At 68.3% G+C, this 22,089-nt stretch carries 24 protein-coding genes and 1 riboswitch; of the genes, 12 read left to right on the top strand and 12 right to left on the bottom strand.

The features are described from left to right. The first annotated feature begins 48 nt into the window (after positions 1-48). The 4 genes from purQ (at position 49) to grxD (ending at position 3,790) form a co-directional block, all read left to right on the top strand. Complete coding sequence (gene purQ / locus DK368_RS00245) at positions 49-738, top strand: phosphoribosylformylglycinamidine synthase subunit PurQ (RefSeq protein WP_114391552.1); 690 nt, start codon at positions 49-51, stop codon at positions 736-738. Then, positions 735-2,954 carry a phosphoribosylformylglycinamidine synthase subunit PurL gene (purL, locus tag DK368_RS00240; RefSeq protein ID WP_114391551.1) on the top strand — a complete coding sequence of 740 codons (2,220 nt, stop codon included), beginning with the start codon at positions 735-737 and terminating at the stop codon, positions 2,952-2,954. The genes purQ and purL overlap by 4 nt, the downstream gene beginning before the upstream one ends. A gap of 70 nt (positions 2,955-3,024) precedes the next feature. Further along, positions 3,025-3,261, top strand: coding sequence for a BolA family protein (locus DK368_RS00235; RefSeq protein WP_114392055.1), 237 nt, complete (start codon positions 3,025-3,027; stop codon positions 3,259-3,261). A 190-nt stretch (positions 3,262-3,451) separates the two neighbouring features. Beyond that, positions 3,452-3,790 (top strand): Grx4 family monothiol glutaredoxin, encoded by a 339-nt coding sequence (grxD, locus tag DK368_RS00230; RefSeq protein WP_114391550.1) that lies wholly within the window; start codon positions 3,452-3,454, stop codon positions 3,788-3,790. 138 nt (positions 3,791-3,928) lie between these two features. Here grxD and DK368_RS00225 read toward each other — a convergent pair whose 3' ends face one another. The 9 genes from DK368_RS00225 to DK368_RS00185 form a co-directional block, all read right to left on the bottom strand. After that, complete coding sequence (locus DK368_RS00225; protein ID WP_114391549.1) at positions 3,929-4,369, bottom strand: DoxX family protein; 441 nt, start codon at positions 4,367-4,369, stop codon at positions 3,929-3,931. A gap of 170 nt (positions 4,370-4,539) precedes the next feature. After that, positions 4,540-5,427 carry an alpha/beta fold hydrolase gene (locus DK368_RS00220; protein WP_114391548.1) on the bottom strand — a complete coding sequence of 296 codons (888 nt, stop codon included), beginning with the start codon at positions 5,425-5,427 and terminating at the stop codon, positions 4,540-4,542. Positions 5,428-5,637: 210 nt separating this feature from the next. After that, positions 5,638-6,252 (bottom strand): 30S ribosomal protein S4, encoded by a 615-nt coding sequence (gene rpsD, locus DK368_RS00215; protein WP_114391547.1) that lies wholly within the window; start codon positions 6,250-6,252, stop codon positions 5,638-5,640. 272 nt (positions 6,253-6,524) lie between these two features. Further along, positions 6,525-8,204 carry a methyl-accepting chemotaxis protein gene (locus tag DK368_RS00210; RefSeq protein WP_114391546.1) on the bottom strand — a complete coding sequence of 560 codons (1,680 nt, stop codon included), beginning with the start codon at positions 8,202-8,204 and terminating at the stop codon, positions 6,525-6,527. 816 nt (positions 8,205-9,020) lie between these two features. After that, a complete protein-coding gene (locus DK368_RS00205) occupies positions 9,021-9,659 on the bottom strand; it encodes a hypothetical protein (protein WP_114391545.1) in 639 nt (212 codons plus the stop codon). 59 nt (positions 9,660-9,718) lie between these two features. Then, a complete protein-coding gene (locus tag DK368_RS00200; RefSeq protein ID WP_193552229.1) occupies positions 9,719-10,627 on the bottom strand; it encodes a DMT family transporter in 909 nt (302 codons plus the stop codon). A gap of 146 nt (positions 10,628-10,773) precedes the next feature. Then, entirely contained in the window at positions 10,774-11,286 is a 513-nt protein-coding gene (locus tag DK368_RS00195) for a hypothetical protein (protein WP_114391543.1), read from the bottom strand. A 71-nt stretch (positions 11,287-11,357) separates the two neighbouring features. Next, complete coding sequence (locus DK368_RS00190) at positions 11,358-11,837, bottom strand: DUF192 domain-containing protein (RefSeq protein ID WP_114391542.1); 480 nt, start codon at positions 11,835-11,837, stop codon at positions 11,358-11,360. A 41-nt stretch (positions 11,838-11,878) separates the two neighbouring features. After that, a complete protein-coding gene (locus tag DK368_RS00185) occupies positions 11,879-13,057 on the bottom strand; it encodes an acetoin utilization protein AcuC (protein ID WP_114391541.1) in 1,179 nt (392 codons plus the stop codon). Between the two features lie 109 nt (positions 13,058-13,166). Beyond that, a riboswitch (TPP riboswitch) is annotated at positions 13,167-13,271 on the top strand. On the opposite strand from DK368_RS00185, the gene DK368_RS00180 reads away from it, so the two are divergent. The 3 genes from DK368_RS00180 (at position 13,264) to DK368_RS00170 (ending at position 15,757) form a co-directional block, all read left to right on the top strand. Then, a complete protein-coding gene (locus tag DK368_RS00180) occupies positions 13,264-14,022 on the top strand; it encodes an ABC transporter ATP-binding protein (RefSeq protein WP_114391540.1) in 759 nt (252 codons plus the stop codon). Its footprint overlaps the riboswitch before it by 8 nt. After that, positions 14,019-14,786 (top strand): ABC transporter permease, encoded by a 768-nt coding sequence (locus DK368_RS00175; protein ID WP_114391539.1) that lies wholly within the window; start codon positions 14,019-14,021, stop codon positions 14,784-14,786. Before DK368_RS00180 ends, DK368_RS00175 begins: the two co-directional genes overlap by 4 nt. Before the next feature lie 8 nt (positions 14,787-14,794). Then, on the top strand, positions 14,795-15,757 hold the full coding sequence (locus DK368_RS00170; RefSeq protein ID WP_240002270.1) for an ABC transporter substrate-binding protein: 963 nt from the start codon (positions 14,795-14,797) through the stop codon (positions 15,755-15,757). Between the two features lie 3 nt (positions 15,758-15,760). Here DK368_RS00170 and DK368_RS00165 read toward each other — a convergent pair whose 3' ends face one another. From DK368_RS00165 to cueR, 3 genes are all read right to left on the bottom strand, one after another. Continuing rightward, the gene (locus DK368_RS00165; RefSeq protein ID WP_114391537.1) at positions 15,761-15,964 is read right to left on the bottom strand and encodes a heavy-metal-associated domain-containing protein; all 204 of its coding nucleotides are present in this window, start codon (positions 15,962-15,964) and stop codon (positions 15,761-15,763) included. 106 nt (positions 15,965-16,070) lie between these two features. After that, on the bottom strand, positions 16,071-17,045 hold the full coding sequence (locus DK368_RS00160; RefSeq protein WP_240002269.1) for a divergent polysaccharide deacetylase family protein: 975 nt from the start codon (positions 17,043-17,045) through the stop codon (positions 16,071-16,073). 232 nt (positions 17,046-17,277) lie between these two features. After that, entirely contained in the window at positions 17,278-17,682 is a 405-nt protein-coding gene (cueR, locus tag DK368_RS00155) for a Cu(I)-responsive transcriptional regulator (protein WP_114391535.1), read from the bottom strand. Positions 17,683-17,842: 160 nt separating this feature from the next. Between cueR and DK368_RS00150 the strand changes: the two genes are divergently transcribed. Genes DK368_RS00150 through DK368_RS00130 form a run of 5 tightly spaced genes read left to right on the top strand, consistent with a single transcriptional unit; the run spans position 17,843 to position 21,998 of the window. Beyond that, complete coding sequence (locus DK368_RS00150) at positions 17,843-18,439, top strand: anthranilate synthase component II (protein WP_114391534.1); 597 nt, start codon at positions 17,843-17,845, stop codon at positions 18,437-18,439. Positions 18,440-18,449: 10 nt separating this feature from the next. Further along, on the top strand, positions 18,450-19,493 hold the full coding sequence (gene trpD / locus DK368_RS00145; protein WP_240002268.1) for an anthranilate phosphoribosyltransferase: 1,044 nt from the start codon (positions 18,450-18,452) through the stop codon (positions 19,491-19,493). Continuing rightward, positions 19,490-20,299, top strand: coding sequence for an indole-3-glycerol phosphate synthase TrpC (trpC, locus tag DK368_RS00140; RefSeq protein ID WP_114391533.1), 810 nt, complete (start codon positions 19,490-19,492; stop codon positions 20,297-20,299). Before trpD ends, trpC begins: the two co-directional genes overlap by 4 nt. 3 nt (positions 20,300-20,302) lie before the next feature. Further along, positions 20,303-20,815: a cyclic pyranopterin monophosphate synthase MoaC gene (moaC, locus tag DK368_RS00135; RefSeq protein ID WP_114391532.1), complete on the top strand. Its 513-nt coding sequence runs from the start codon at positions 20,303-20,305 to the stop codon at positions 20,813-20,815. After that, positions 20,799-21,998, top strand: coding sequence for a molybdopterin molybdotransferase MoeA (locus DK368_RS00130; RefSeq protein WP_114391531.1), 1,200 nt, complete (start codon positions 20,799-20,801; stop codon positions 21,996-21,998). Before moaC ends, DK368_RS00130 begins: the two co-directional genes overlap by 17 nt. Positions 21,999-22,089: the final 91 nt, after the last annotated feature.

Below are 22,089 nucleotides of genomic sequence, written 5' to 3'. Positions count from 1 at the left end.
CTGTCCCGGTGGCGGCGCCCCGCCCCCCTTTGCGAACGGGTCCGCGGGATGAAGTCCGCCGTCATCGTCTTTCCCGGCTCCAACTGCGACCGCGACATGGCGGTGGCGCTGGAGCGCGTGTCGGGCAAGAAGCCCCACATGGCCTTCCACAAGGATACGGACCTGCCGGAGGTGGACGTCATCGCCGTCCCCGGCGGCTTCTCCTATGGCGACTATCTGCGCTGCGGCGCCATGGCCGCCCACAGCCCGATCATGCGGGTGGTGAAAGAGCGTGCGGCCCGGGGTGTCCGGGTCATGGGTATCTGCAACGGCTTCCAGATCCTGACGGAGGCGGGCCTGCTGCCGGGCGCGCTGATCCGCAACAAGACCCTGAAATACATCTGCAAGACCGTTGATCTGCGGGTGGAATCGACCAACAGCGCCTTCACCGGCAAGTATGGGGCGGGCCAGATCATCCGCATCCCCGTCGGCCATGGCGAGGGCAACTTCGTTGCCGATGCCGCCACGCTGGACCGGCTGGAGGGCGAGGGCCGCGTGGCCTTCCGCTATGTCACCGCCGCTGGCGCCGTCGATGCCGAGGGCAACCCCAACGGGGCCAGCCGCAACATCGCCGGCATCTTCAACGAGACCCGCACCGTGCTGGGCATGATGCCCCACCCGGAACGCGCCTTCGACCCGCTGCACGGCAACACCGATGGCCGCGCCTTCTTCGATAGCCTGCTGGAGACCCTGTCGTGACGAGCAAGCGCTGGAACGAGCCCGCGGTCACGGAAGCGCTGGCCGCCGAACACGGCATCAAGGCCGACGAGTACAAGCGCCTGCTGGAGATCGTCGGACGCACCCCGACCTTCACCGAGCTGGGCATCTACTCCGTGATGTGGTCGGAGCACTGCTCCTACAAATCCTCCAAGATCTGGCTGCGCAAGTTCCCGACCGAGGCCCCCTGGGTCATCTGCGGGCCGGGTGAGAATGCCGGCGTCATTGACATCGGTGACGGCCAGGCCGCCATCTTCAAGATGGAGAGCCACAACCACCCCTCCTACATCGAGCCGTTCCAGGGGGCTGCAACCGGCGTCGGCGGCATCCTGCGCGATGTTTTCACCATGGGCGCACGTCCCGTGGCCAACCTCAACGCCCTGCGCTTCGGCGAGCCGTCCCATCCCAAGACGCGGTCGCTGGTGGCCGGCGTCGTCGCCGGCATCGGCCATTACGGCAATTGCGTCGGCGTGCCCACGGTCGGCGGCGAGACCAATTTCCACAAGGCCTACAACGGCAACTGCCTGGTCAATGCCATGACCGTGGGCGTGGCCCAGCAGGACAAGATCTTCTATTCGAAGGCCGCCGGCGTCGGTAATCCGGTGGTCTATGTCGGGTCGAAAACCGGCCGTGACGGCATCCACGGCGCCACCATGTCCTCGGCCGAGTTCACCGAGGACAGCGAGGCCAAGCGCCCCACGGTGCAGGTGGGCGACCCCTTCACCGAAAAGCTGCTGATCGAGGCCTGCCTGGAACTGATGGCGACCGACGCCATCCAGTCCATCCAGGACATGGGCGCCGCCGGCCTCACCTCCTCCTCGGTGGAAATGGCCGGCAAGGGCGGCCTGGGCATCGAGCTGCACCTGGAGAAGGTGCCGCAGCGCGAGCTGAACATGACCCCCTATGAGATCATGCTCTCCGAGTCCCAGGAGCGCATGCTCATCATCCTGAAGCCCGGCAGCGAGGATCTGGCCCGCTCCATCATGGAAAAGTGGGAGCTGGATTTCGCCGTCATCGGCCATCTGACCGATACCGGCCGCTTCGTGCTGAAGATGGACGGCGAGACCTATTGCGATCTCGCCCTGGCCCCGCTGTTCGACGCCGCCCCGCTCTACACCCGCCCGACCGAGCCGACCCCGGCCCCGGCTGCGCTGGAGCCGGAGCTACGCGCGCTGAAGCAGAGCGCCGGCGCCGTGCTGACCAGGCTGATCGCCTGCCCCGACTTGGCCAGCAAGCGCTGGATCTGGGAGCAGTATGACAGCCAGGTGGGAGCGGACACCCGCTTCCTCTCCGGTCAGGCCGATGCGGCCGTGGTCCGCGTGCATGGCACGCAGAAGGGTCTGGCCCTCAGCTCCGACGTGACTCCGCGCTACTGCCATGCCGATCCCTACCGCGGCGGCATGCAGGCGGTGGCCGAAAGCTACCGCAACATCAGCGCCGTCGGCGCCACGCCGCTGGCCATCACCGACAACATGAACTTCGGCAATCCCGAAAAGCCGCGGATCATGGGCCAGTTCGCCGCCTGCGTCGAAGGCATGGCCGAGGCCTGCCGCGTCCTGGACTATCCCGTCGTCTCGGGCAATGTCTCGCTCTACAACGAGACCAACGGCGAGGGCATCCTGCCGACCCCGACCGTGGGCGGCGTCGGCCTGCTGGCGGACGGCATGAAAGCCGTCGGCCTGGCCCTGCGCAATGCCGGGGATGTCCTGCTGCTGCTGGGCGAGACCGCGGGCCATCTGGGCCAGAGCCTGTATCTGCGCGAGATCCTGGGCCGCGAGGACGGCCCGACGCCGCCGGTGGATCTGGCCCTGGAGCGGCGCACGGCCGAGCTGGTGCGCGCCCTGATCGCCGATGGGCTGGTAAGCGCCAGCCATGACGTGTCGGACGGCGGTCTGGCCGTGGCCCTGGCCGAGATGGCCATGGCCGGCGGCATCGGCGCCGATCTGCCGGTGCTGGCCGATGCCGATGCCGGGACCCTGTTCGGCGAGGATCAGGCCCGCTATGTCCTGGCGGTCCCGGCGGACAAGGCGGCCGAGGTCGGCGCCCGCGCCGCGGCGGCCGGCGTGCCGGTGTCGAAGCTGGGCACGGTCGGCGGCGATGCGTTGACGGGCCTGCCCGGTGGCGCCATACCTGTGGCAGCGCTGCGCGGGGCCAACGAAGGCTGGCTGCCGTCCTATATGGCCGGCACCGCCCACTGAGGTACGCCATGCCAGCCGGGAGGCACTGCCGACCGGGACGCGCAGCCATAAAGGGATAATGGAGACGACCATGGCCATGGATGCGGGTGAGATCGAACGGCTGATCCGGGATGGCATTCCCGATGCCATCGTGCGCATCGACGATCTGCGCGGCGACGGCGATCATTACGCGGCTTACGTGGAATCGCCCTCCTTCAAGGGCAAGACCCGGGTGGCGCAGCATCAGATGGTCTATGCCGCCCTCAAGGGCCGCATGGGCAACGAGCTGCACGCCCTGGCCCTGACCACGGCGGCCCCGAAGGACTGAGGGCGCCGCCGCCGCGGCCCGGGCAGGTGGTTCGCCTCCTTTTCCCGGCCCGGTCGGCGCACCATCTGTTGCACGGAGCCGCCGCGCAGCGGCCATGCCGAGGCGGCAATCGCCACATCCGGCCGCTGCGCCTAACCTTCAGACATGAACCGGCAGCCGGTCCCAAGACCGGGCCCAGAGGGTAGATGAGATGAGCAATCCGGTTTTCGATCGCATCCAGCAGGACATCGGCGACAATGACGTCGTGCTGTACATGAAGGGCACGCCGGTGTTCCCGCAGTGCGGCTTCTCCGCCGCCGTGGTTCAGGTCCTGAGCCACATGGGCGTCAAGTTCAAGGGGATCGACATCCTGGTCGATCCGGCCCTGCGCCAGGGCATCAAGGAATTCGCCAACTGGCCCACCATTCCGCAGCTCTATGTCAAGGGCGAGTTCGTCGGTGGTTGCGACATCGTGCGCGACATGTACGAGTCCGGCGAACTGCAGTCGCTGCTGAAGGACAAGGGCATCGCCTTCAACGAGGCTGCGTAACCCCCTCTCCGTACCTTCCCCATGCCCCACGGGGCGGAGACCGGGACGCACTCCCGCTTGAAACAGCAGGCCGCGCCGAAGAGGCGCGGCCTGTTGCGTTTGGGCCTGGTCGACCAGTCATGTCCGGCGAGGCCGGGCTCAGGCCAGGGCCGGCCGCTGCCGCTTCAGCGTGTCCAGGGCCACAGCGCCGGGACCGAAGGCCGCCACCTGCAGGAAGCCACCGGCCATGGCCAGGTTCTTCCAGAACATGATGGACTGCACCGTGGCCATCTGCGCGTCGGCAACGGCCCAGTAATTGTGGAACAGCACGGCGGTCACGACGGAGAAGCCGGCCAGGACCAGGGCCGCGGCCCGTGTCTGGAAGCCGGCCACCAGGGCCAGACCGCCCCCCAGTTCGGTCACGATAGCAGCGGCCAGCAGCAGCGCCGGCGGCAGCGGCAGGCCGGCCGCGGCGACATAGGCCAGGCTGCCGTCCCAGCCCGTCAGCTTCGACAGGCCGGAAGAAAGAAAGATGGCGGCTAGCAGCACGCGGCCGGCAAAGGGCAGGTATTTGGCGTTGGCGGCAATCAGGCTGTTCATGGCAGAGGGTCCTTTCGGGGTCCGGGAGCGGCGCCGCGCATCTGCGGTCGCCCTGTCTCGTGGGACAAATCTAGGGCCACCCATAAATCGGCACAATCACCACAAAATACCAATACCTGTTGCATAAATCAGAACAATCAGCAGCCTGCCGAACGGGACATCCCCTTGCTTCATTCGCCGGCCAGAAAGCTCTTCAGTTCAGACCGGAAGGCATCCGGTGCATCGAACATGATGAAGTGCAGGCTGTTCGGGATGTGCCTGATGCGGGCCTGGGGGGCGCCGGCATAGGCCTGGGCATAGATCAGCGCCAGTTGTTCCTGTGTCAGTGGCACGGTCGGCGGCCGGACCCAGAGCACGGTCAGCGGCACCGTCATTTTCTTCAGGGCCGGTCGCAGGTCGGTGGTGATCAGCTCGTACAGGGCCTGTCCCGACAGGGCCGGGTCGGTGGCCAGGGTGTGGGCGATGGGTGCGGCACGCTGTTCCGGCGCGGTCACCATGGTGGCCATGGTGGCCTCCACGATCTGGCGCCGCGCCTCGCCGCTGCTGGCGGCGGTCCTGGCCCGCAGCTGGGCCGCCACAGGCTCCACGCTCTCGGCCGTAGTGCCGGGCGGGCCGAACATCTGCCCCAGGAACGGCAGCATGTCCACGACCATCACCTTGCCGGCGGCCTCTGGATGGCGGCTGGCCACCAGCAGCGCCAGGGTCCCGCCCAGGGAATGCCCCACCAGGGCCGGCTGCTTCAGACCGGCGTCCCCGATATAGCGTGCAATTTCGTCCGCCACCGGCTGCAGCAGGGGGCCGCTGGCGCTGTTGGCCCCGGCCGGCTTGCCGGCGAAGCCGGCCACATGCACCAGGTGATAGCGATAGCTCGGCAGGGCTGCCACCGTACTCTCCCACACCTCCGGCGAGGAGGCGGTGCCGGGGATCAGCACCACATCCGGCCCGGTGCCGCGCACGGCGACACTGATCCGGTCACTTTCGAACGCCGCTGCGGCCGGCCCGCCGAACACAAGCGACAGCAGGACCGCCATCAGGCGGGGCAGAAAACGCGGCAGCATGGTCCCTCCCGGAACTTGAATTAATATTCAGGTTCCATGCCGAAGGCCATGAGGTCAAGGGCGGAGGTCGAGGGGCTGGCGCATGGGCCGGATCACAACCGCGCACCTCCTCGTCCGCATAGACAAAAAAGGGCCGCCCCGAAGGGCGGCCCTGATTTGTCGTCCCTGCCACCGCGCGGGCCGATGCCCGCAGCGACGGAGGACCGTGCCTCAGCGCGAGTAGAACTCGACGACCAGGTTCGGTTCCATCTGGGTCGGATACGGCACGTCGGCCAGAGCCGGGGTGCGCAGGAACGTGCCCTTGAAGGCGCCGGTGTCGACGGTCAGGTAGTCCGGCACGTCGCGCTCACCGGAGACGATGGACTCCATGATGAGGGCGAAGTTCTTGGCCTTGGAGCGGACCTCGATCACGTCATTGTCCTTCACCTGATAGGACGCGACGTTGAGGCGCTTGCCGTTGACCAGGATGTGGCCGTGATTGATGATCTGACGCGCGGAGAACGGGGTCGGCGCGAACTTCATGCGGTAGACCACGGCGTCCAGGCGGCGCTCCAGCAGCTGGATCAGGTTCTCGCCGGAGTCGCCCTTGCGGCGCACGGCCTCCTGGTACAGCTTGCGGAACTGCTTCTCGCCGATATTGCCGTAGTAGCCCTTCAGCTTCTGCTTGGCCATCAGCTGCAGGCCGTAGTCGGACGGCTTCTTGCGGCGCTGGCCGTGCTGGCCGGGGCCGTACTCGCGCTTGTTGACCGGGGACTTGGCACGGCCCCACAGGTTCACGCCGAGACGGCGGTCAATTTTGTACTTGGCTTCCTGACGCTTGCTCATAACAGCTCCACTGGACCGCGCCCGATGGCGCGGCTGTTGTTGTCCCGGTAGTTCCCGCGGCACTTCCGCCGCCTGACCGGCCGGAAACCGGCCAGAAAACGGCAAAAGCCGGGGACGGGGCGCCGGACCATCCGCCACCCGCCTTCCCAGGAGTGCGGGGGATATACTGGATCACCGCCGCGATGTCAAACCGCGCGCGGCACCGGCCCGGGGCAGCCGGCGGCCGTGCCCGGGGATGGCCGTTGACCGGTCGGGGTCAACGGCCGGCGCGATCAGGCCCGGTTCAGCTGCCCCAGGAAACTGTCGACCTCGTGCCGCAGCTTTCCGGCTTCGTCGGCCAGGATGTTCGAGGCATCCAGCACCACTCCGGCCGCAGTGCCGGTCTGGTCGGCGGCCTGCGCCACCCCGGCGATGTTGCGGGAGATATCCTGTGTCCGCTGCGCCGCCTGCTGGACATTGTTGGAGATCTCGTGGGTGGCGGCGATCTGCTGCTGCACGGCGGCGGCAACCATGGTCGCGACCGAGCTGATGTCATCGATCGAGGTGCCGATGGCGCGGATGGCCGTCACCGTCGATCCGGTGGCCGACTGGATGCCCGCAATCTGGCCCGAGATCTCCTCGGTGGCCTTGGCCGTCTGATTGGCCAGGGACTTCACCTCCGAGGCGACGACGGCGAAGCCCTTGCCGGCCTCGCCGGCGCGGGCCGCCTCGATGGTCGCGTTCAGCGCCAGCAGGTTGGTCTGGCTGGCGATCTGCTGGATCAGGGCCACCACATCGCCGATGCGCTGTGCCGCCTGGGCCAGCCCGTCAACGGCCGTGCCGGTCCGGTTGGCCTCCTCCACGGCGGCGGCGGCCATGGACGAGACCTTGTTGACCTGCTCGCCGATCTCGGAGCTGGAGACCGACATCTCCTCCGTGGCGCCGGCAACGGCCTCCACATTCGACGTCGCCTCCTCGGCCGCCGAGGCGACAACGGTGCTCTGCTGGCGCGTCTGCTGCGACGAGGCCGACATCGATGCCGCGTTGGTCTGCAGGTTCGCGGCCGCCGACGACAGCCCGCCGACAACCGTCTTGATCACGCCCTCGAAGTCGCGGACCAGACCCGCCACCTTTTCGCCGCGCGCGGCCCGTGTCTCGGCCTCCGACCGTTGTTCGGCCTCCAGGGCACGCGCCCGCTTCAGCCCTTCCCGCAGATCGTCAAAGGCGCGGGCCATGCTGCCGATCTCATCCTTGCGGGTGCCCAGGCCAAGGGTGGCCGACAGGTTGCCGGCGGCCAGCTCCCGCATGCCGCTGTCGATGATCTGGACCGGCTTGGAGATGCTGCGGCCGATGAAGGTGGCGATGGCCGCGGCGGCGATCAGCAGCAGTATGGAAGCGATGGCGATGGTACGCTCAACGCTGGCGATCATGGCATTGACATCGTCGAGGAACACGCCGCTGCCCACCAGCCAGTGCCAGGACGAGATGCCCTTGATATAGGACATCTTGGCTAGGACCTCGCCTTGGGCATTCGGCCAATAATACTGATAGATCTTGCCGTTCGTGTTCTTGGCTATATCGATGAAATCGACATAAATCTTGACGCCCTTGGCGTCGGTTTCGTTGATCAGGGTTTTCCCGACCAGATCCTGCTTGGCCCCGTGGGCCAGCATTTTTCCGTCCCAATCATTGACCCAGAAATACTGCACCTTGTCATACCGCAGGGCCGTGATGGTCTGGAGGGCCATCTTCTGCGCCTCCTCGACCGACATCTGCCCCGTATTGGCCTTCTGCTCATAGCTGGCGATCACGGAATGCGCCGTCTCGACCAGACGCCGCGTCTGTTCTTCCCGCTCGTTCAGCAGGGATTCTTTAATCTGGCTTGAACAGATCAGTGCCACACTGCCAATGCCGAGCGCCGCGATTGCGATCAGGATGTAGATCCGGACGACGATCCTCAGATTTGCGATCATGGAATTTTCTCAATTCTCTCGTGTGCGTCCGCATGAGCCAAGATCGGCATGTACGCTCATCGACAGCGGCACACATCCCCCAACGGGCACGCCGTCTCCACCGCCACCATGCCCTGTCTCGGGAGGCGTCATACGCAGGTCATTCCCCTATTCGGTCGCGTTTCCGCTGATGGCACCATCTCCGCCCACAGCAGAGAAAGTTGCGTTCTCAACAGACGACCGGATTTAACCTCCGTGAGAGCGGGCACGAAGGTCAATGCTACGCGTATGTATGCGGCGAAGAGTATCAGTCAGGCCATAGCGCCACTATATACTTAGGTATATTTTATTATTTTCCTCAAATGCAGAGTATATCCGCGCTGATTTACGCGGGTGCGCCCAAACGCGCGCCACCCCTTTGAAAGCTGGCGCCCCCCCTTGCCGCCCGCCCGTCAGTCCGCGGCATCCGGCGATGCGCGACAGGGGCCGCTCCGCGCGACGCCCCCGCTCTGGTGACTGGGTGCGTCGGCACGGGAGCCGTTGGCCGCCCCGCCCGCACCGTTTTCGTGGACGAAATACCTAGTTCATGCTTCACTGACCCCGGCGTTCCTGGCGGACGCGCCGGATCTTTGACAGGTGAACATCAAGCAGATCAGAGACTAAAGCGACAAAGGCGACATGCATCGAAAACCGGTTGCGTTTGTCACTTTAAGGTTTTTATTCCTTTAAATTCAAGCCTCTGACAGGCGACATCGGCCGCGTCTTTGTCACCTTAACGTCGCGTTGGTGTCACCTGATGTCACCTTGGCGTCGCCTTAAGGTGACGGTCGTCGCCTCTCAAAGGACGATATCGCGGTCGGGCAGACGGATGCCGACATGGTCCAGGGCTTTGGCGGCGCGGGCGGCGTGCTGGCGCACCACCAGGGCCAGTTGCGGAAGCTCCGCCCCCACGGGGTCGGCCAGGGCGTGATCGCGTCGTTCGGCGGCATCCACCGCCTGCTGCAGACCGCGGATCTGCCCCAGGGCCCCGCGCAGCAGGCCCTTCAGTGTCTTGCCCTGCACGGCATCCTCCGCCGTGGCGGCGATGATGGCCGCGTCGGCCGCACCGCGCCCGCCGGGGGCGGTGGCGGCAATCCCCAGATGCCAGGACAGATCGGCGATGTCCTTGGCGTAGCGGGCGGCGGTCCTGGCCATCTGAAGTGGCGGGCCAGCCAGTTGCAGGGCCTGGACCGTGTCCAGGGTCCGGCGCAGCTCGGCCGCCAGGATATCGCGGTGGCTGGTGCGCGCCTTGTCCGCGGCCTGGCGCAACCGCTCCAGCACCAGATTGGCGGTCGCCGTGTCCATATCCACCGGCCTGTCGGCGGTGAAGGCCGCGTCGGACGCGGTCGCCTGCTCCCGCGCCGGCATCGGCGTGTCGGCATTGCCCGCTGTCAGGCCCGTGGCTGCGGCCAGGACCGTCGCCGGATCGATGCGCATTGTTCCGTGTCTCCCCTGCGGCTGGGAAAACTATGCGTCCATCCCGGTAAAAACCGGATTTACCCTTGTCCGGCCGGGGCCTGGCGGCCAAACCAGCGCGGCGGCGCCATGATCAGCAGATTGCCGCCCACGGCCAGCAGCAGCCCCAGGGCGGAGACGAGCGTCCAGACATAGCCCTCGAACAGGGTGGAGATGATCAGGGCCACGATGGGCGTCATGACCGCCACATAGCCGGCCCGGTCGGCACCGATGCGGCCCAGCAGGGTGAAATAGCTGAGGAAGGCGGCCACGGACCCGAACAGGGCCAGATAGAGCAGCGACAGCAGATAGCCGGCCGTCGGCTCGAAGCCGAAACTGGCGCCACGGACCGCGGCGATCAGCGCGGTCAGGGCGGCACCGCCCAGCATGCCCCAGGCCGTGGCCACGAACAGCGGCACCTCGGCCTTGCGGGCGCGGGCCACGGCCATGTTGCCCAGGGACGAGGCATAGTTTCCCAGCATCATCAGCCCGAACCCCAGCAGGGCGCCGCCGCCGATGCCATGGGCGTCGATCTCCGGGCTGAACAGCAGCAGCACCCCCAGCACGCCGATGCAGCCGCCGATCAGCACCGCCGGCCGGATCGGCTGGCCCAGGAACAGCCGGGCATTCAGCACATTCATCAGGCTCAGCACCGACCCGGCCACGGCGACCAGGCCGGAGGGCAGCAGGCCCGTGGCCTTGTAGACCAGCAGATAGTTCAGACAGAAGGTGAACAGGCCGGTGACGGCGATCATCGGCCAGGCGTGGCGCGGCGGCAGCAGCCTTTCCCGCCGCAGCGCCAGCCACCCCATCAGCAGCCCGCCGGCCAGGGCGAAGCGATAGGCGATCGACACCGCCGGATCGACCACCCCCAGCTGGAAGGTGATGGCGAACCAGGTGGAACCCCAGATCAGGACGGCGGCGGCATAGAGAAGCAGGTTTGTCGACATGGACGGGGGTCCGGCAACGGGATCGGTGGCGGGCACCGGCGGAGCCGGACGGTACAGGCCCGCTCGCGTCCGGCGGAATGCGTTTGTTGTGCCGGTGACATTATGATCCGCAATGACCGGCCCCATGCCCTGGCAGCGGCCCGGCTTCAGACCTCGATCTCCAGCGCGTGCGTGTCGGGATGCGTGGCCTGGAGCATGTGGATATAGCTGGCGATCTTCTGGGCCGTCAGCGTGTGCAGGGCCAGCACCCGCCGCAGATCGGCCGCCAGCAGCCGGTTCTGCGCCCGTTCTTCGTCGCTCAGGGCCGGATGCTCCGGCGCGGCCACGGCCACGGGGTCGCTGATGGGGACGGCGGCACCCGTCCCGTCCTGCGTCCCGTCCTGTATCCCGTCCCGCGCATCGTCACCCGGCCCGGGATGCTGGCGGGCGAATGCCTCGAGATTGCGGCGGATGCGGTCGCGGCTCTCCAGCGGCAGTTCCGACAGGGTCCCGACCTCGTCCATCAACAGATCGAGCAGACGACGGCGCAGCGGGCGCCGGCGGCCCGGATCGTCCGGCTGGCGGTCGCCGACCGGCTTCACCCCGGCCACGGTCGGCCGGTTCGCCGGTGGGGAGACGGGCGCCGGACGCGGCGGCAGAGGCGCGGTGGGCAGAACCATGCTGCCCAGTCTAGCAGGACGCGGCCTTTCTGTCCCGGCGCGCGCTCAGATGCAGCGCCGCGGCCACGCCCTCACGGCTTGTCGCGTTTCAGCCCGAAGGCCGGATGACGGACCACATCCCCCGGGCGGATGCCCAACCGGGCGGCCAGACCGCCATTGAGTTCGAGCACGGCCAGGGCGTCCCCCTCGGAGGTGAGCTGGGTCAGGTCGTGGGGCTTGCCGTGCCGGATGTTGAGGATATGCCCGTCGCCAGCGATATAGATGATGTCCAGCGGAATCAGGGTGTTCTTCATCCAGAAGCTGAGCGGCTGCGGCACATCGTAGAGGAACAGCATGCCGCGGTCGTCCTCCAGCTTTTCCCGGAACATCAGGCCGCGCGCCTGCTGGTCCAGCGTCAGGGCCAGCTCGACGGTGAAGCGGTGCTTGGCCCCGCTGGCGGTTTCCACGGTCAGGGTGTCCGTCTGCAGCCCGGCGGCGGTCACCGGACCGGCGGCCAGCAGCAGGCAGAACAGGGCGAAGACGGGGGCGATCAGCCGGTGCAGCGTGCGCATGGGAATAGCGGTAGCCCAAATGGCAGGGGGAGTAAACGGCCTCACCGGGCCAGGGCGGCCAGCCGGCGCACCTCGTCCCGCACAGGCCCGGTATTGGGCGCGTCGGCCAGGGTGGTGAACCAGTGTTCGGGGGGATTGCGGCCCTCGCGGTGGTCCCAGCGCAAGGCCCGCAGCACCGACTCCGCCGCACCGGTCGGCGCCACGGCGGGGTCCCGCCCGGTCAGCACGGCCCAGATCCCGGCCCAGCAGCGGGCCACCGACCAGGGATTGTAGCCGCCCCCGCCCACGATCAGGGTGCGCGGGGCCAGCCCGGCCAGCACCCCGACCGCATGCCACAGGGCGCGGTTGGAGAGGCTGAGACGGCTCAACGGATCATCGGCCAGGGCATCGGCCCCGCTCTGGACCATCACCGCCTGCGGCCGGAATCCGTCCGCCAGCGGCAGCACCACCGTCTCCAGCAGGAAGGCCAGCTCACTGTCGTTGAATCCCGCCGGCACCGGCAGGTTGCGGGCCATGCCACCGGCGCGGTCCTCGACCCGCCCGGTGAAGGGCCAGCGCCCGGCCTCATGGATGGAGATGGTCAGCACCCGCGCGTCATGCTGGAAGGCATCCTGCACCCCGTCGCCGTGATGGGCGTCGAGATCGACATAGAGGATGCGCTCCAGCCCCTGATCCAGCAGGGCCAGGATGCCCAGCACCGGCGCATTGAAGAAGCAGAAGCCGCTGGCCCGACCGGGCCGGGCATGATGGGTGCCGCTGGCCGGGCTGTAGACGATCCCGCCATCGCGGACCAGATCGGCCGCCAGAACTGCGGCCCCGGCCGCCGTCGCCGGCCGCCGGTACATTTCCGGGAAGACCGGATTTTCCAGCTTGCCGATGTTGAAGCGCAGCACGGTTTCCGGATCGACCCGCTGCGCCGCCTCGGCCCCGGCAACCGCCGCGATATAATCAGGATCGTGGAACCGGGCCAGCTGTTCCACCGTGGCCAGGGGGCTGTCGCGATACGCGGCATCAGTCAGCCACCCCATGGCACGGGCCAGATCGGTGGCGGCGCTGACCCGCGGGATCGACAGCGGGTGTTTGCGCCCATAGCTGGAATGCCGGTAGATCTCGCCGCCCAGGAACAGGGGCGCCCGCGCCGCCGTGGAGCACGGCACAGCCGCCGCCGCGGAACGCGGCACCGCCGGGGACGGGGCGAGGATGGCGTCGCTGGGTTTCATAACCCACTGGTAATCCCGACCGGAAACGGCGGTCAATGTCCCAGAAGCCGAAGGGCGTCCCGCATCCGTGCCGGCTTGCGCCGGCCCCAAGCCTTTGCGATAACGCGACCTTCTCACTGGGGGGAGCCGATGGTCGGCTGAGAGGTCCCGTGCGGGACGACCCCTGGAACCTGATCCGGTTGATACCGGCGTAGGGACAGTGATCCATGTCTCAGGGGACCGCCCCACCCTCCGTCCATCTGCGTTCCGCCCGGCTGACCTATGGCGGCGTGCGGCTGTTCGACGGGCTGGATCTCGATCTGCCCTCAGGACAATGGATCTCCCTGCTCGGCCCCAGCGGCGTCGGCAAGACCACCGTGCTGCGGATGGTGGCCGGGCTTGTCCAACCGGAACCGCCGACGACCATGGCGGCCGGCGACAGCACACCCCTGGCCGGCCGCATCGCCTGGATGGGGCAGCAGGACCTGCTGCTGCCCTGGCTCAGCGTGCGCGACAACGTCACCCTGGGCGACAGGTTGCGGGGCACACGCACCGACGCCGCCGGCATGGCACGGGCCAGCCGGCTGTTGCAGCGCGTCGGCCTGGCCGATGAGGCGACGGCCCGCCCTGCCGCCCTGTCGGGCGGGATGCGCCAGCGGGTCGCCCTGGCCCGGACCCTGTACGAGGACCGGCCGCTGGTGCTGATGGATGAACCCTTCTCCGCCGTGGATGCCATCACCCGGCTGCGTCTGCAGGATCTGGCGGCCGAACTGCTGGCCGGACGGACCGTGCTGCTGGTGACGCACGACCCGCTGGAGGCGCTGCGTCTCAGCGACCGGGTGCTGGTGCTGTCGGGGCGGCCGGTGCGGCTGTCCCCGCCGTTGCTGCCGCCCGGCCCGGCACCGCGGGCCGTGGACGATCCCGGGCTGCTGGCCCTGCAGGGGCAATTGCTGGCCCGGCTGGCGGCAGCGGAGGTGGGATCATGACGGCCCTGCGCGCCCTGATCACCCTGGCAGGGCTGGTCCTGGTCTGGCAGGGGCTGGTCTGGCTGACCGGGCTGCCGCCCTTCCTGTTGCCACCGCCGGAGCGGGTGGCGCTGCGGCTGTGGTCCGATGCGCCGCTGCTGTGGGAGCATGGGCGCTGGACGTTGCTGGAAATCCTGCTGGGGCTGGTGCTGGGCACGCTGATGGGCAGCCTGGCCGCCCTGGTGCTGGCGGCCTCGGCCCTGGCCCGGCGCTGGCTGCTGCCGCTGCTGGTGGTGAGCCAGGCCATCCCCGTTTTCGCCATCGCCCCGATCCTGGTGCTGTGGCTGGGCTACGGGCTGGCATCGAAGATCGCCATGTCGACCCTGGTGATCTTCTTCCCGGTCACAGCCGCCTTCTATGACGGGCTGCGGCGCACCGAACCCGGCTGGCTCGATCTTGCCCGCACCATGGGCGCCAGCCCGCTGCGGCTGTTGCTGCGGATCCGTCTGCCCGCCGCCCTGCCCGCCTTCGCCTCGGGCGTCCGCGTGGCCGCCGCCGTCGCTCCCATCGGCGCCGTGATCGGCGAATGGGTGGGCGCCTCCGCCGGCCTCGGCTATCTGATGCTGCACGCCAACGCCCGCATGCAGACCGATCTGACCTTCGCCGCCCTGGCCGTGCTGGCCCTGATGGCCATGGGGCTGTGGACCCTGGTCGACCAGATCCTGCGCCACGCCCTTCCCTGGCAGCCCGACAGCCTTTCCGCCGGAGAGAGACGCCACCGATGACGCCCCAGATGACACCGAAACACCCGCTGACCCGATTGCTGCGCGGCGCAACCGTGGCCGCGGCGCTGATGCTGACCGCCCTGCCGGCGGCAGCCCAGGACAAGCTGACCGTGCTGCTGGACTGGTTCGTCAATCCAGACCACGGTCCGCTCTATGTGGCGCTGGAGAAGGGCTTTTTCCGCGAGGCCGGGCTTGAGGTGGAGTTGATCGCCCCGGCCGATCCCAACGATCCCCCGCGGCTGGTGGCGGCCGGCAAGGGTGACATCGCCGTCAGCTACCAGCCGCAGCTACCGCTGCAGGTGGAGGCAGGCCTGCCGCTGGTGCGCTTCGGCACCCTGATCGACACGCCGCTGACCAGCCTGATCGTCGCCGCCGACAGCCCGGTCAAGAGCATCGCCGATCTGAAAGGCAAGAAGGTCGGCTTCTCCGTCGGTGGCTTCGAGGATGTCATCCTCGGCACCATGCTGAGCCGGCACGGGCTGAAGCTGACCGATGTCGAACTGGTCAACGTCAATTTCTCGCTGTCGCCGGCCCTGCTGTCCGGCCAGGTGGACGCCACCATCGGCGGCTACCGCAATTTCGAGATGAACCAGATGGCGCAGGAAAAACGCCCCGGCCGCGCCTTCTTCCCCGAGGAGGAAGGGGTTCCGCCCTATGACGAGCTGATCTTCGTCGCCAGCAGGGATCGTCTCGGCGATCCGAAGCTGGGCCGTTTCCTGGATGCGGTCGAGCGCGGCACACTCTATCTGGTGAACCACCCGGACGAGGCATGGCAACTGTTCATCAAGGGACGCAAAGACCTGGATACGCCCCTGAACAAGGCGGCCTGGTATGATACGCTGCCGCGCTTCGCCCACGCCCCGGCGGCACTCGATAGCCGGCGCTATGACCGCTTCGCCGCCTTCCTGAAGCAGCACGGCCTGATCAAGTCCGTGCTGACCCTGGACCGCTATGCCGTGGAGCTGAAGTGACGGTCAGGCCACGCCCCTGAAATCGTAGCCCGCCTCTTCCACCGCGGTGCGGATATCCTCGCTGCCGGCCTGCCCCTGCACGGACACGGTGCCGGCAGCGAGATCGACCAGGGCCCGGACCCCGGGGAAACGGGTCTCGATGGCGCGGGATACGGCGTTGGCACACCCCTGGCAGCTCATGCCGTCCACACGGTAGGTCACAGTCATTGGAACAAACTCCGCTCTATCTCGGTCAGGCCAGCCTACCACGCGGCTGGCGCGATGGTGCCCGCCCGGGGCTGATCGTGCGGCATCCGGTATCAGGACGCCGGCCTCACGATGCCGGGCCGTGGGACTGAACCACGGCGCTGAGCGGCACCAGTTGGAACCCCTTGGCCGCCAGCTCCGGCAGCCACGCGGACAGGGCCGCCAGCGTCGCATCATGGGGATGGCCGATGGCGATGGCCAGCCCCTTGTGCCGGGCAATGGATTCGACCTTGGCCAGAGCGGCCTGCACGGCCGCCGGCGACATGTCGTGATCGAGGAACACATCGCGCTGGGCCAGCGGCACCCTGTAATGGGCCGCCAGTTCCGGCCCCCGGGTGTCCGCCGTCGTCCGGCTGTCGAGGAAGAGCAGTCCCCGTCCCGCCAGTTCCGACAACACGATGGCCATGCCGGCCCGGTCGGCCGTGAAACGGCTGCCCATATGGTTGTTGATGCCGACGAAGCCGTCGAAGGCGGAGAGATTCTTCGCCAGCCGTGCCCGCAGAGCCTCCGCGGGCAGACGCGTCAGCATCGCATCGGGGCCAGGGTCGGCTTTGCCGGCGGGCTCCATCGGAACATGGACGATCAACTCATGTCCGCGCTGCCGTGCAGCGGTGGCCTGGGCCTTCAGATCGTGGGCATAGGGCAACCAGGAAAGGGTCAGCGGTCCGGTCAGGGCCACGGCACGGTCGCTGCGCTTCCGGTCCACCCCCATATCGTCGATGACGATGACGATGCGCGGCCGGCCGTCGGCCGCCGGTGCGGGGACAGCATTCCGCCGCCACGCCGCCATGCCGGAAGGAGCGGGCGGCGATGGCGGCAGTGGCGGGTGCAGTGGCGGGGGCGGCAGCAAGGCCGACTGGGTTGCCCGCGCCCCCGGTGCGGGCGGGGCGGCGGCTTCCGTACCGTCCGGCCGCCGCACCGGCTCGGCACCCGAAGGCAACGATGGGCGGGCGGGTGGCGGTGCCAATCCGGCCGCATCCTCTTCCGGCAGGTCGGTCCCCGAGCCGTCATCCGCCGCCGTTGCCGCCTCATCGGCGGTCATCTCATCCGGCGCCGAATCGTCTGCAGCCTCGACCGCCGTGTAGGAGGCCGGCCCGTCATCATCCCCGTTGGCGAACATTGCCGCCAGACCGGCCACAACGACGAAGGCCAGAAGGCCAAGAACGGGCAGCAGAGAGCGTCCCGGGGCCCGCGCCCGCTGACGCGTTTTTGCGGCGCGGGCAGGCGCGCGCCGTTTCGATCGGCCAGGGGCGGAACGTTCAGCCATGACGTGCTCAATGGTTGCAGGGATGTGGCGCGGACAGGGTATCGAGAATAGGACAATCCGGATGGGCGCCGCCGTGACACTGGTCGATCAAGCGGGTCAGTGTGGAACGCAACTGCTGCAACTCCGCCAGACGCTGGTCGATCTCCACCAGATGCCGCTGGGCCAGGGCACGCACATCGGCTGCGGCCCGGTCGCGGTCATGCCACAGGGCGATGAGATCCGCCACTTCCTTGACGGAGAAGCCGAGACCACGGGCCCGGCTGATGAAGCGGAGCGTCTCGACCTCCCGCGGGCCGTAGTCGCGGTAACCGTTGCCCCGCCGGTCCGCCGCCGGCAGCAGGCCGATATCCTCGTAATAGCGGATGGTCTTGGCCGGCACGCCGGACCGCTTCGCCGCCTCGCCGATCTTCATGGTGCTCGCCGTTCCCGTTCTTTGGCCGCATCGCCCAATGGCACCGGCGGATCGGCCATATCCGCGTCACCCCAGTCGCCCGCGGCCCATCCCTGGACAGGCTGGAATTCGCCACCACCTGCCTGTACGGTACCCGCTCGCTGATTCCGGATCATGTCCCATGCTGCTGCTGATCGACAATTACGATAGTTTCACCTGGAACCTGGTGCATTACCTGGGCGAACTGGGGGCGAAGGTCGAGGTCCGCCGCAACGATGCGCTGACGGTTGACGAGGCCCTGGCCCTGAAGCCGGAAGGCATCGTGCTCTCCCCCGGCCCCTGCGATCCGGACAAGGCCGGCATCTGTCTGTCCACCATCGAGGCGGCGGCGCGGGAGCGCATTCCGCTGCTGGGCGTCTGCCTGGGCCATCAGGCCATCGGTCAGGCTTTCGGCGGCAAGGTCGTCCGGGCGCCGGAACCCATGCATGGCAAGGTCAGCCCTGTCATCCACCAGGGCAAGGGGCTGATGCGCGGCCTGCCCAGCCCCTTCCGCGCCACGCGGTATCACAGCCTGATCGTGGAGCGGGAAAGCCTGCCCGCCTGCCTGGAGGTGACGGCTGCGCTGGAGGACGGCATGATCATGGCCCTGTCCCATCGCGATCTGCCGATCCATGGCGTGCAGTTCCATCCCGAGAGCATCGCCTCCGAGCATGGCCACACCATCCTCGGCAATTTCCTGGGTTCGCTCGGCCGCGGCGCACCCGCGGCCGCCGCCTGAAGGCACCTCCATGTCCAGCACGGCAGATATGGGGACCTTCAAGGGCCTGCTGTCCAAGGTGGCCGGCGGTGCCAGCCTCAGCGAGGACGAGGCGCGGACGGCCTTCGACATCATCATGTCCGGCAACGCCACCCCGGCGCAGATGGGCGGCTTCCTGATGGCGCTGCGGGTGCGCGGAGAGACGGTGGACGAAATCACCGGGGCCGCCCGCACCATGCGGGCCAAGGCCATCCGCATCCAGGCGCCGGCGGGCACCATCGACACCTGCGGCACCGGCGGTGATTCCGCCGGCACCTACAACATCTCGACCGCCGTCGCCTTCGTCGTCGCCGGTTGCGGCGTGCCGGTGGCCAAGCATGGCAACCGGGCCGTCAGCTCCAAGTCCGGCGCCGCCGACGTGCTGGGTGCGCTGGGTCTGAACCTGGATGCGGACTTTCCCCGGATCGAACAGGCGCTGCGGGAGGCCAACATCGCCTTCCTGATGGCGCCACGCCATCACATGGCCATGCGCAATGTGGGGCCGACGCGGGTGGAACTGGGAACGCGCACCATCTTCAACCTGATGGGGCCACTGCTCAATCCGGCCGGGGCCAAGCGGCAACTGATGGGGGTGTTCGACCGCCGGTGGACCGGGCCGATCGCCCAGGTGCTCGGCCGTCTGGGGTCGGAACGCGCCTGGGTCGTCCATGGATCCGACGGGCTGGATGAGATCACCACGACCGGGCCGACCTTCGTCTCCGAACTGCGCGACGGTGCGGTCCGCGATTTCGAGATCACCCCCGAGGCCGTGGGGTTGACGCGGGTCGGGCTGGATGATCTGCGCGGTGGCGATCCCCAGGCCAATGCCGAGGCTTTGCGTGCCGTCCTGGGCGGGGCCCGCGGCCCCTACCGCGATATCGTCCTGCTCAACGCCGCGGCGGCGCTGGTCGTTGCCGGCGCTGTGGACGATCTTCCGGCCGGGCTGGCCCGCGCCGCCCTGTCCATTGATCAAGGCGCGGCCGCCCGCGCCCTGGACCGTCTGGTCCAGCTCACCTCTGCCACGGAAGCAGCATGACCGACGTCCTGGCCCGCATCTGCGCCGACAAGCGGGAGCATGTGGCGCGACGCAAGACGATCCACCCCCTGGCTGCGCTGGATCAGGCGGCGAAGGCGGCGGAACCGCCGCGGGGCTTCGCCGCCGCCCTGGACCGGGCAGTGTCGGCCGGACGATGGGGCCTGATCGCCGAGATCAAGAAGGCCAGCCCGTCCAAGGGCCTGATCCGGGCGGATTTCGATCCGCCGGCCCTGGCCCGTGCCTATCGGGCCGGTGGGGCCAGCTGCCTGTCGGTCCTGACCGACATCCCCTATTTCCAGGGTGATGATGCCTTCCTGCAGGCGGCCCGCGGGGCGGTGGATCTGCCGGCCCTGCGCAAGGATTTCATGCTCGATCCCTATCAGATCGTCGAAAGCCGCGCGCTCGGCGCCGACTGCATCCTGCTGATCATGGCCTGTCTGGAGGACGGACAGGCGCGGGAGCTCTACGACACCGCCACCGGCCTGGGCATGGACGTTCTGGTCGAGGTCCATGATGCGGCGGAGATGGAGCGTGCCCTGAGGCTGCCGGGCGGCCTGCTGGGGGTGAACAACCGCAATCTCAAGACCCTGTCCATCGATCTGGCCACCACGGAACAGCTGGCGGCCATGGTGCCGCCGGACCGGGTGCTGGTGGCCGAGAGCGGCATCCATACGCCCGCCGATCTCGCCCGGTTGGCCGCAGCCGGCGCCCGCCGGTTCCTGATCGGGGAATCGCTGATGGCGAAGCCGGATGTCACCGCTGCCACCCGCAGCCTGCTGTCGACTCCGTCCAACGCCGCGGCCTGATCCATGACCGATACCGAGACTGGCCCCCTCACCCATTTCGATGCCCAGGGCAACGCCACCATGGTCGATGTCTCCCCGAAGGCGGAGACGGAACGGGTGGCAACCGCGCGCGGCCGCGTGACCATGCAGCCGGACACCCTGGCCCTGATCCGCGACGGCCGCATGGCCAAGGGCGATGTCCTGTCCGTGGCCCGGTTGGCCGGCATCATGGCGGCCAAGAAGACCTGGGACCTCATCCCGCTCTGCCATCCCCTGCTGCTGTCCAAGGTCGCCGTGGACTTCACCCTGGTGCCCGAGGCCAATGCCGTGGATATCGAAGCCACGGTCAAGCTGAAGGGGCGTACCGGCGTGGAGATGGAGGCGCTGACTGCGGTCAGCGTAGCCGCGCTCACCATCTACGACATGTGCAAGGCCGTGGATAAGGGGATGGGCATCGGCGGCATCCATCTGGCCTACAAGGCTGGCGGCAAGAGCGGCACCTATGAGGCGCCGGACGCCGATGCTGCCAGTCGCTGAGGCCCGCGCCCGCATCCTTGCCGGCGTCCAGCCGGTGACCGCCGAGCAGGTGGCGCTGCCGGCTGCTCTTGACCGCATTCTGGCGGAAGACGTGCTTGCCCGCCTGACCCACCCGCCGATGGCCGTTTCGGCCATGGACGGCTGGGCCGTGCGCACGGCGGATCTGACGGTGCTGCCGGCAACGTTGCGGCGCGTCGGCACAGCGCCTGCCGGGCATCCCTTTGCCGGCACGGTCGGCCCCGGCGAGGCCGTGCGCATCTTCACCGGCGCCGCGCTCCCGGCCGGCGCCGATACCGTCGTGATCCAGGAGAACTGCACCGATCAGGGGGATCGCGTTCTCGTCCGGGAGGGAAGCGGACCGGGACGCTGGGTGCGGCCTGCCGGGCAGGATTTCACGGCCGGCCATGTGGGACTGACTGCCGGAACCCGGATCGGCGTCCGCGACATCGCCCTGGCCGCAGCCATGAATGTGCCGTGGCTGATGGTCCGCCGGCGCCCGCGCATCGCCGTCCTGGCGACCGGTGACGAACTCGTCATGCCGGGCACGGCGCCGGCCCCCGGCCAGATCATCAGTTCCAACAGTCTGGCCCTGGCGGCGCTGATCCACCGCCTTGGTGGAGAACCGGTCGATCTGGGTATCGCTCCGGACGATGCGGCGGCGCTGGCCACCCACCTTGACGCGGCCCGTGGCTGTGACCTGCTGGTGACCAGCGGCGGCGCCTCCGTCGGCGACCATGATCTGGTCCGCACCGCGCTGCAGGCGCGCGGGCTGCACCTCGCCTTCTGGAAGATCGCCATGCGGCCGGGAAAGCCCTTGATGTTCGGGCATCTGGGCGACATGCCCGTGCTCGGCCTCCCCGGCAATCCCGTCTCATCCCTGGTCTGCGCGCTGCTGTTCCTGCGTCCGTTGATCCAGACCCTGCTCGGCCTGCCCGTGACGGACAGACGGATCGCCGCCGCCGCCGCCGTGGATCTGCCCGCCAACGACGCGCGCGAGGATTATCTGCGCGCCACCCTGGCCCCCGGCGCCGACGGGCATTTGCAGGCCCGCCCCATTGCGCGGCAGGACAGCGGCATGCTGACCGGTCTGGTCCGGGCGGACGGGCTGATCATCCGCCCGCCGCTGGCTCCTGCACTGCCGGCCGGCGGGCCGGTGGACGTGATGCCGCTGGACGGGATCTGACAGATCCACACCGCCTGATCGTTGATGCTGCGGCTGAAAGGCGGCATTGACACGTTTCATGAACCAAACTAGAACATGAGCTTGACGTTCC

This window comes from Oleisolibacter albus (genome assembly GCF_003336875.1).
GTDB lineage: Bacteria > Pseudomonadota > Alphaproteobacteria > Azospirillales > Azospirillaceae > Niveispirillum > Niveispirillum album.
The sequence above is the reverse complement of the archived record's forward strand: the minus strand, read 5'-3'. Positions and strand labels throughout refer to the sequence as shown.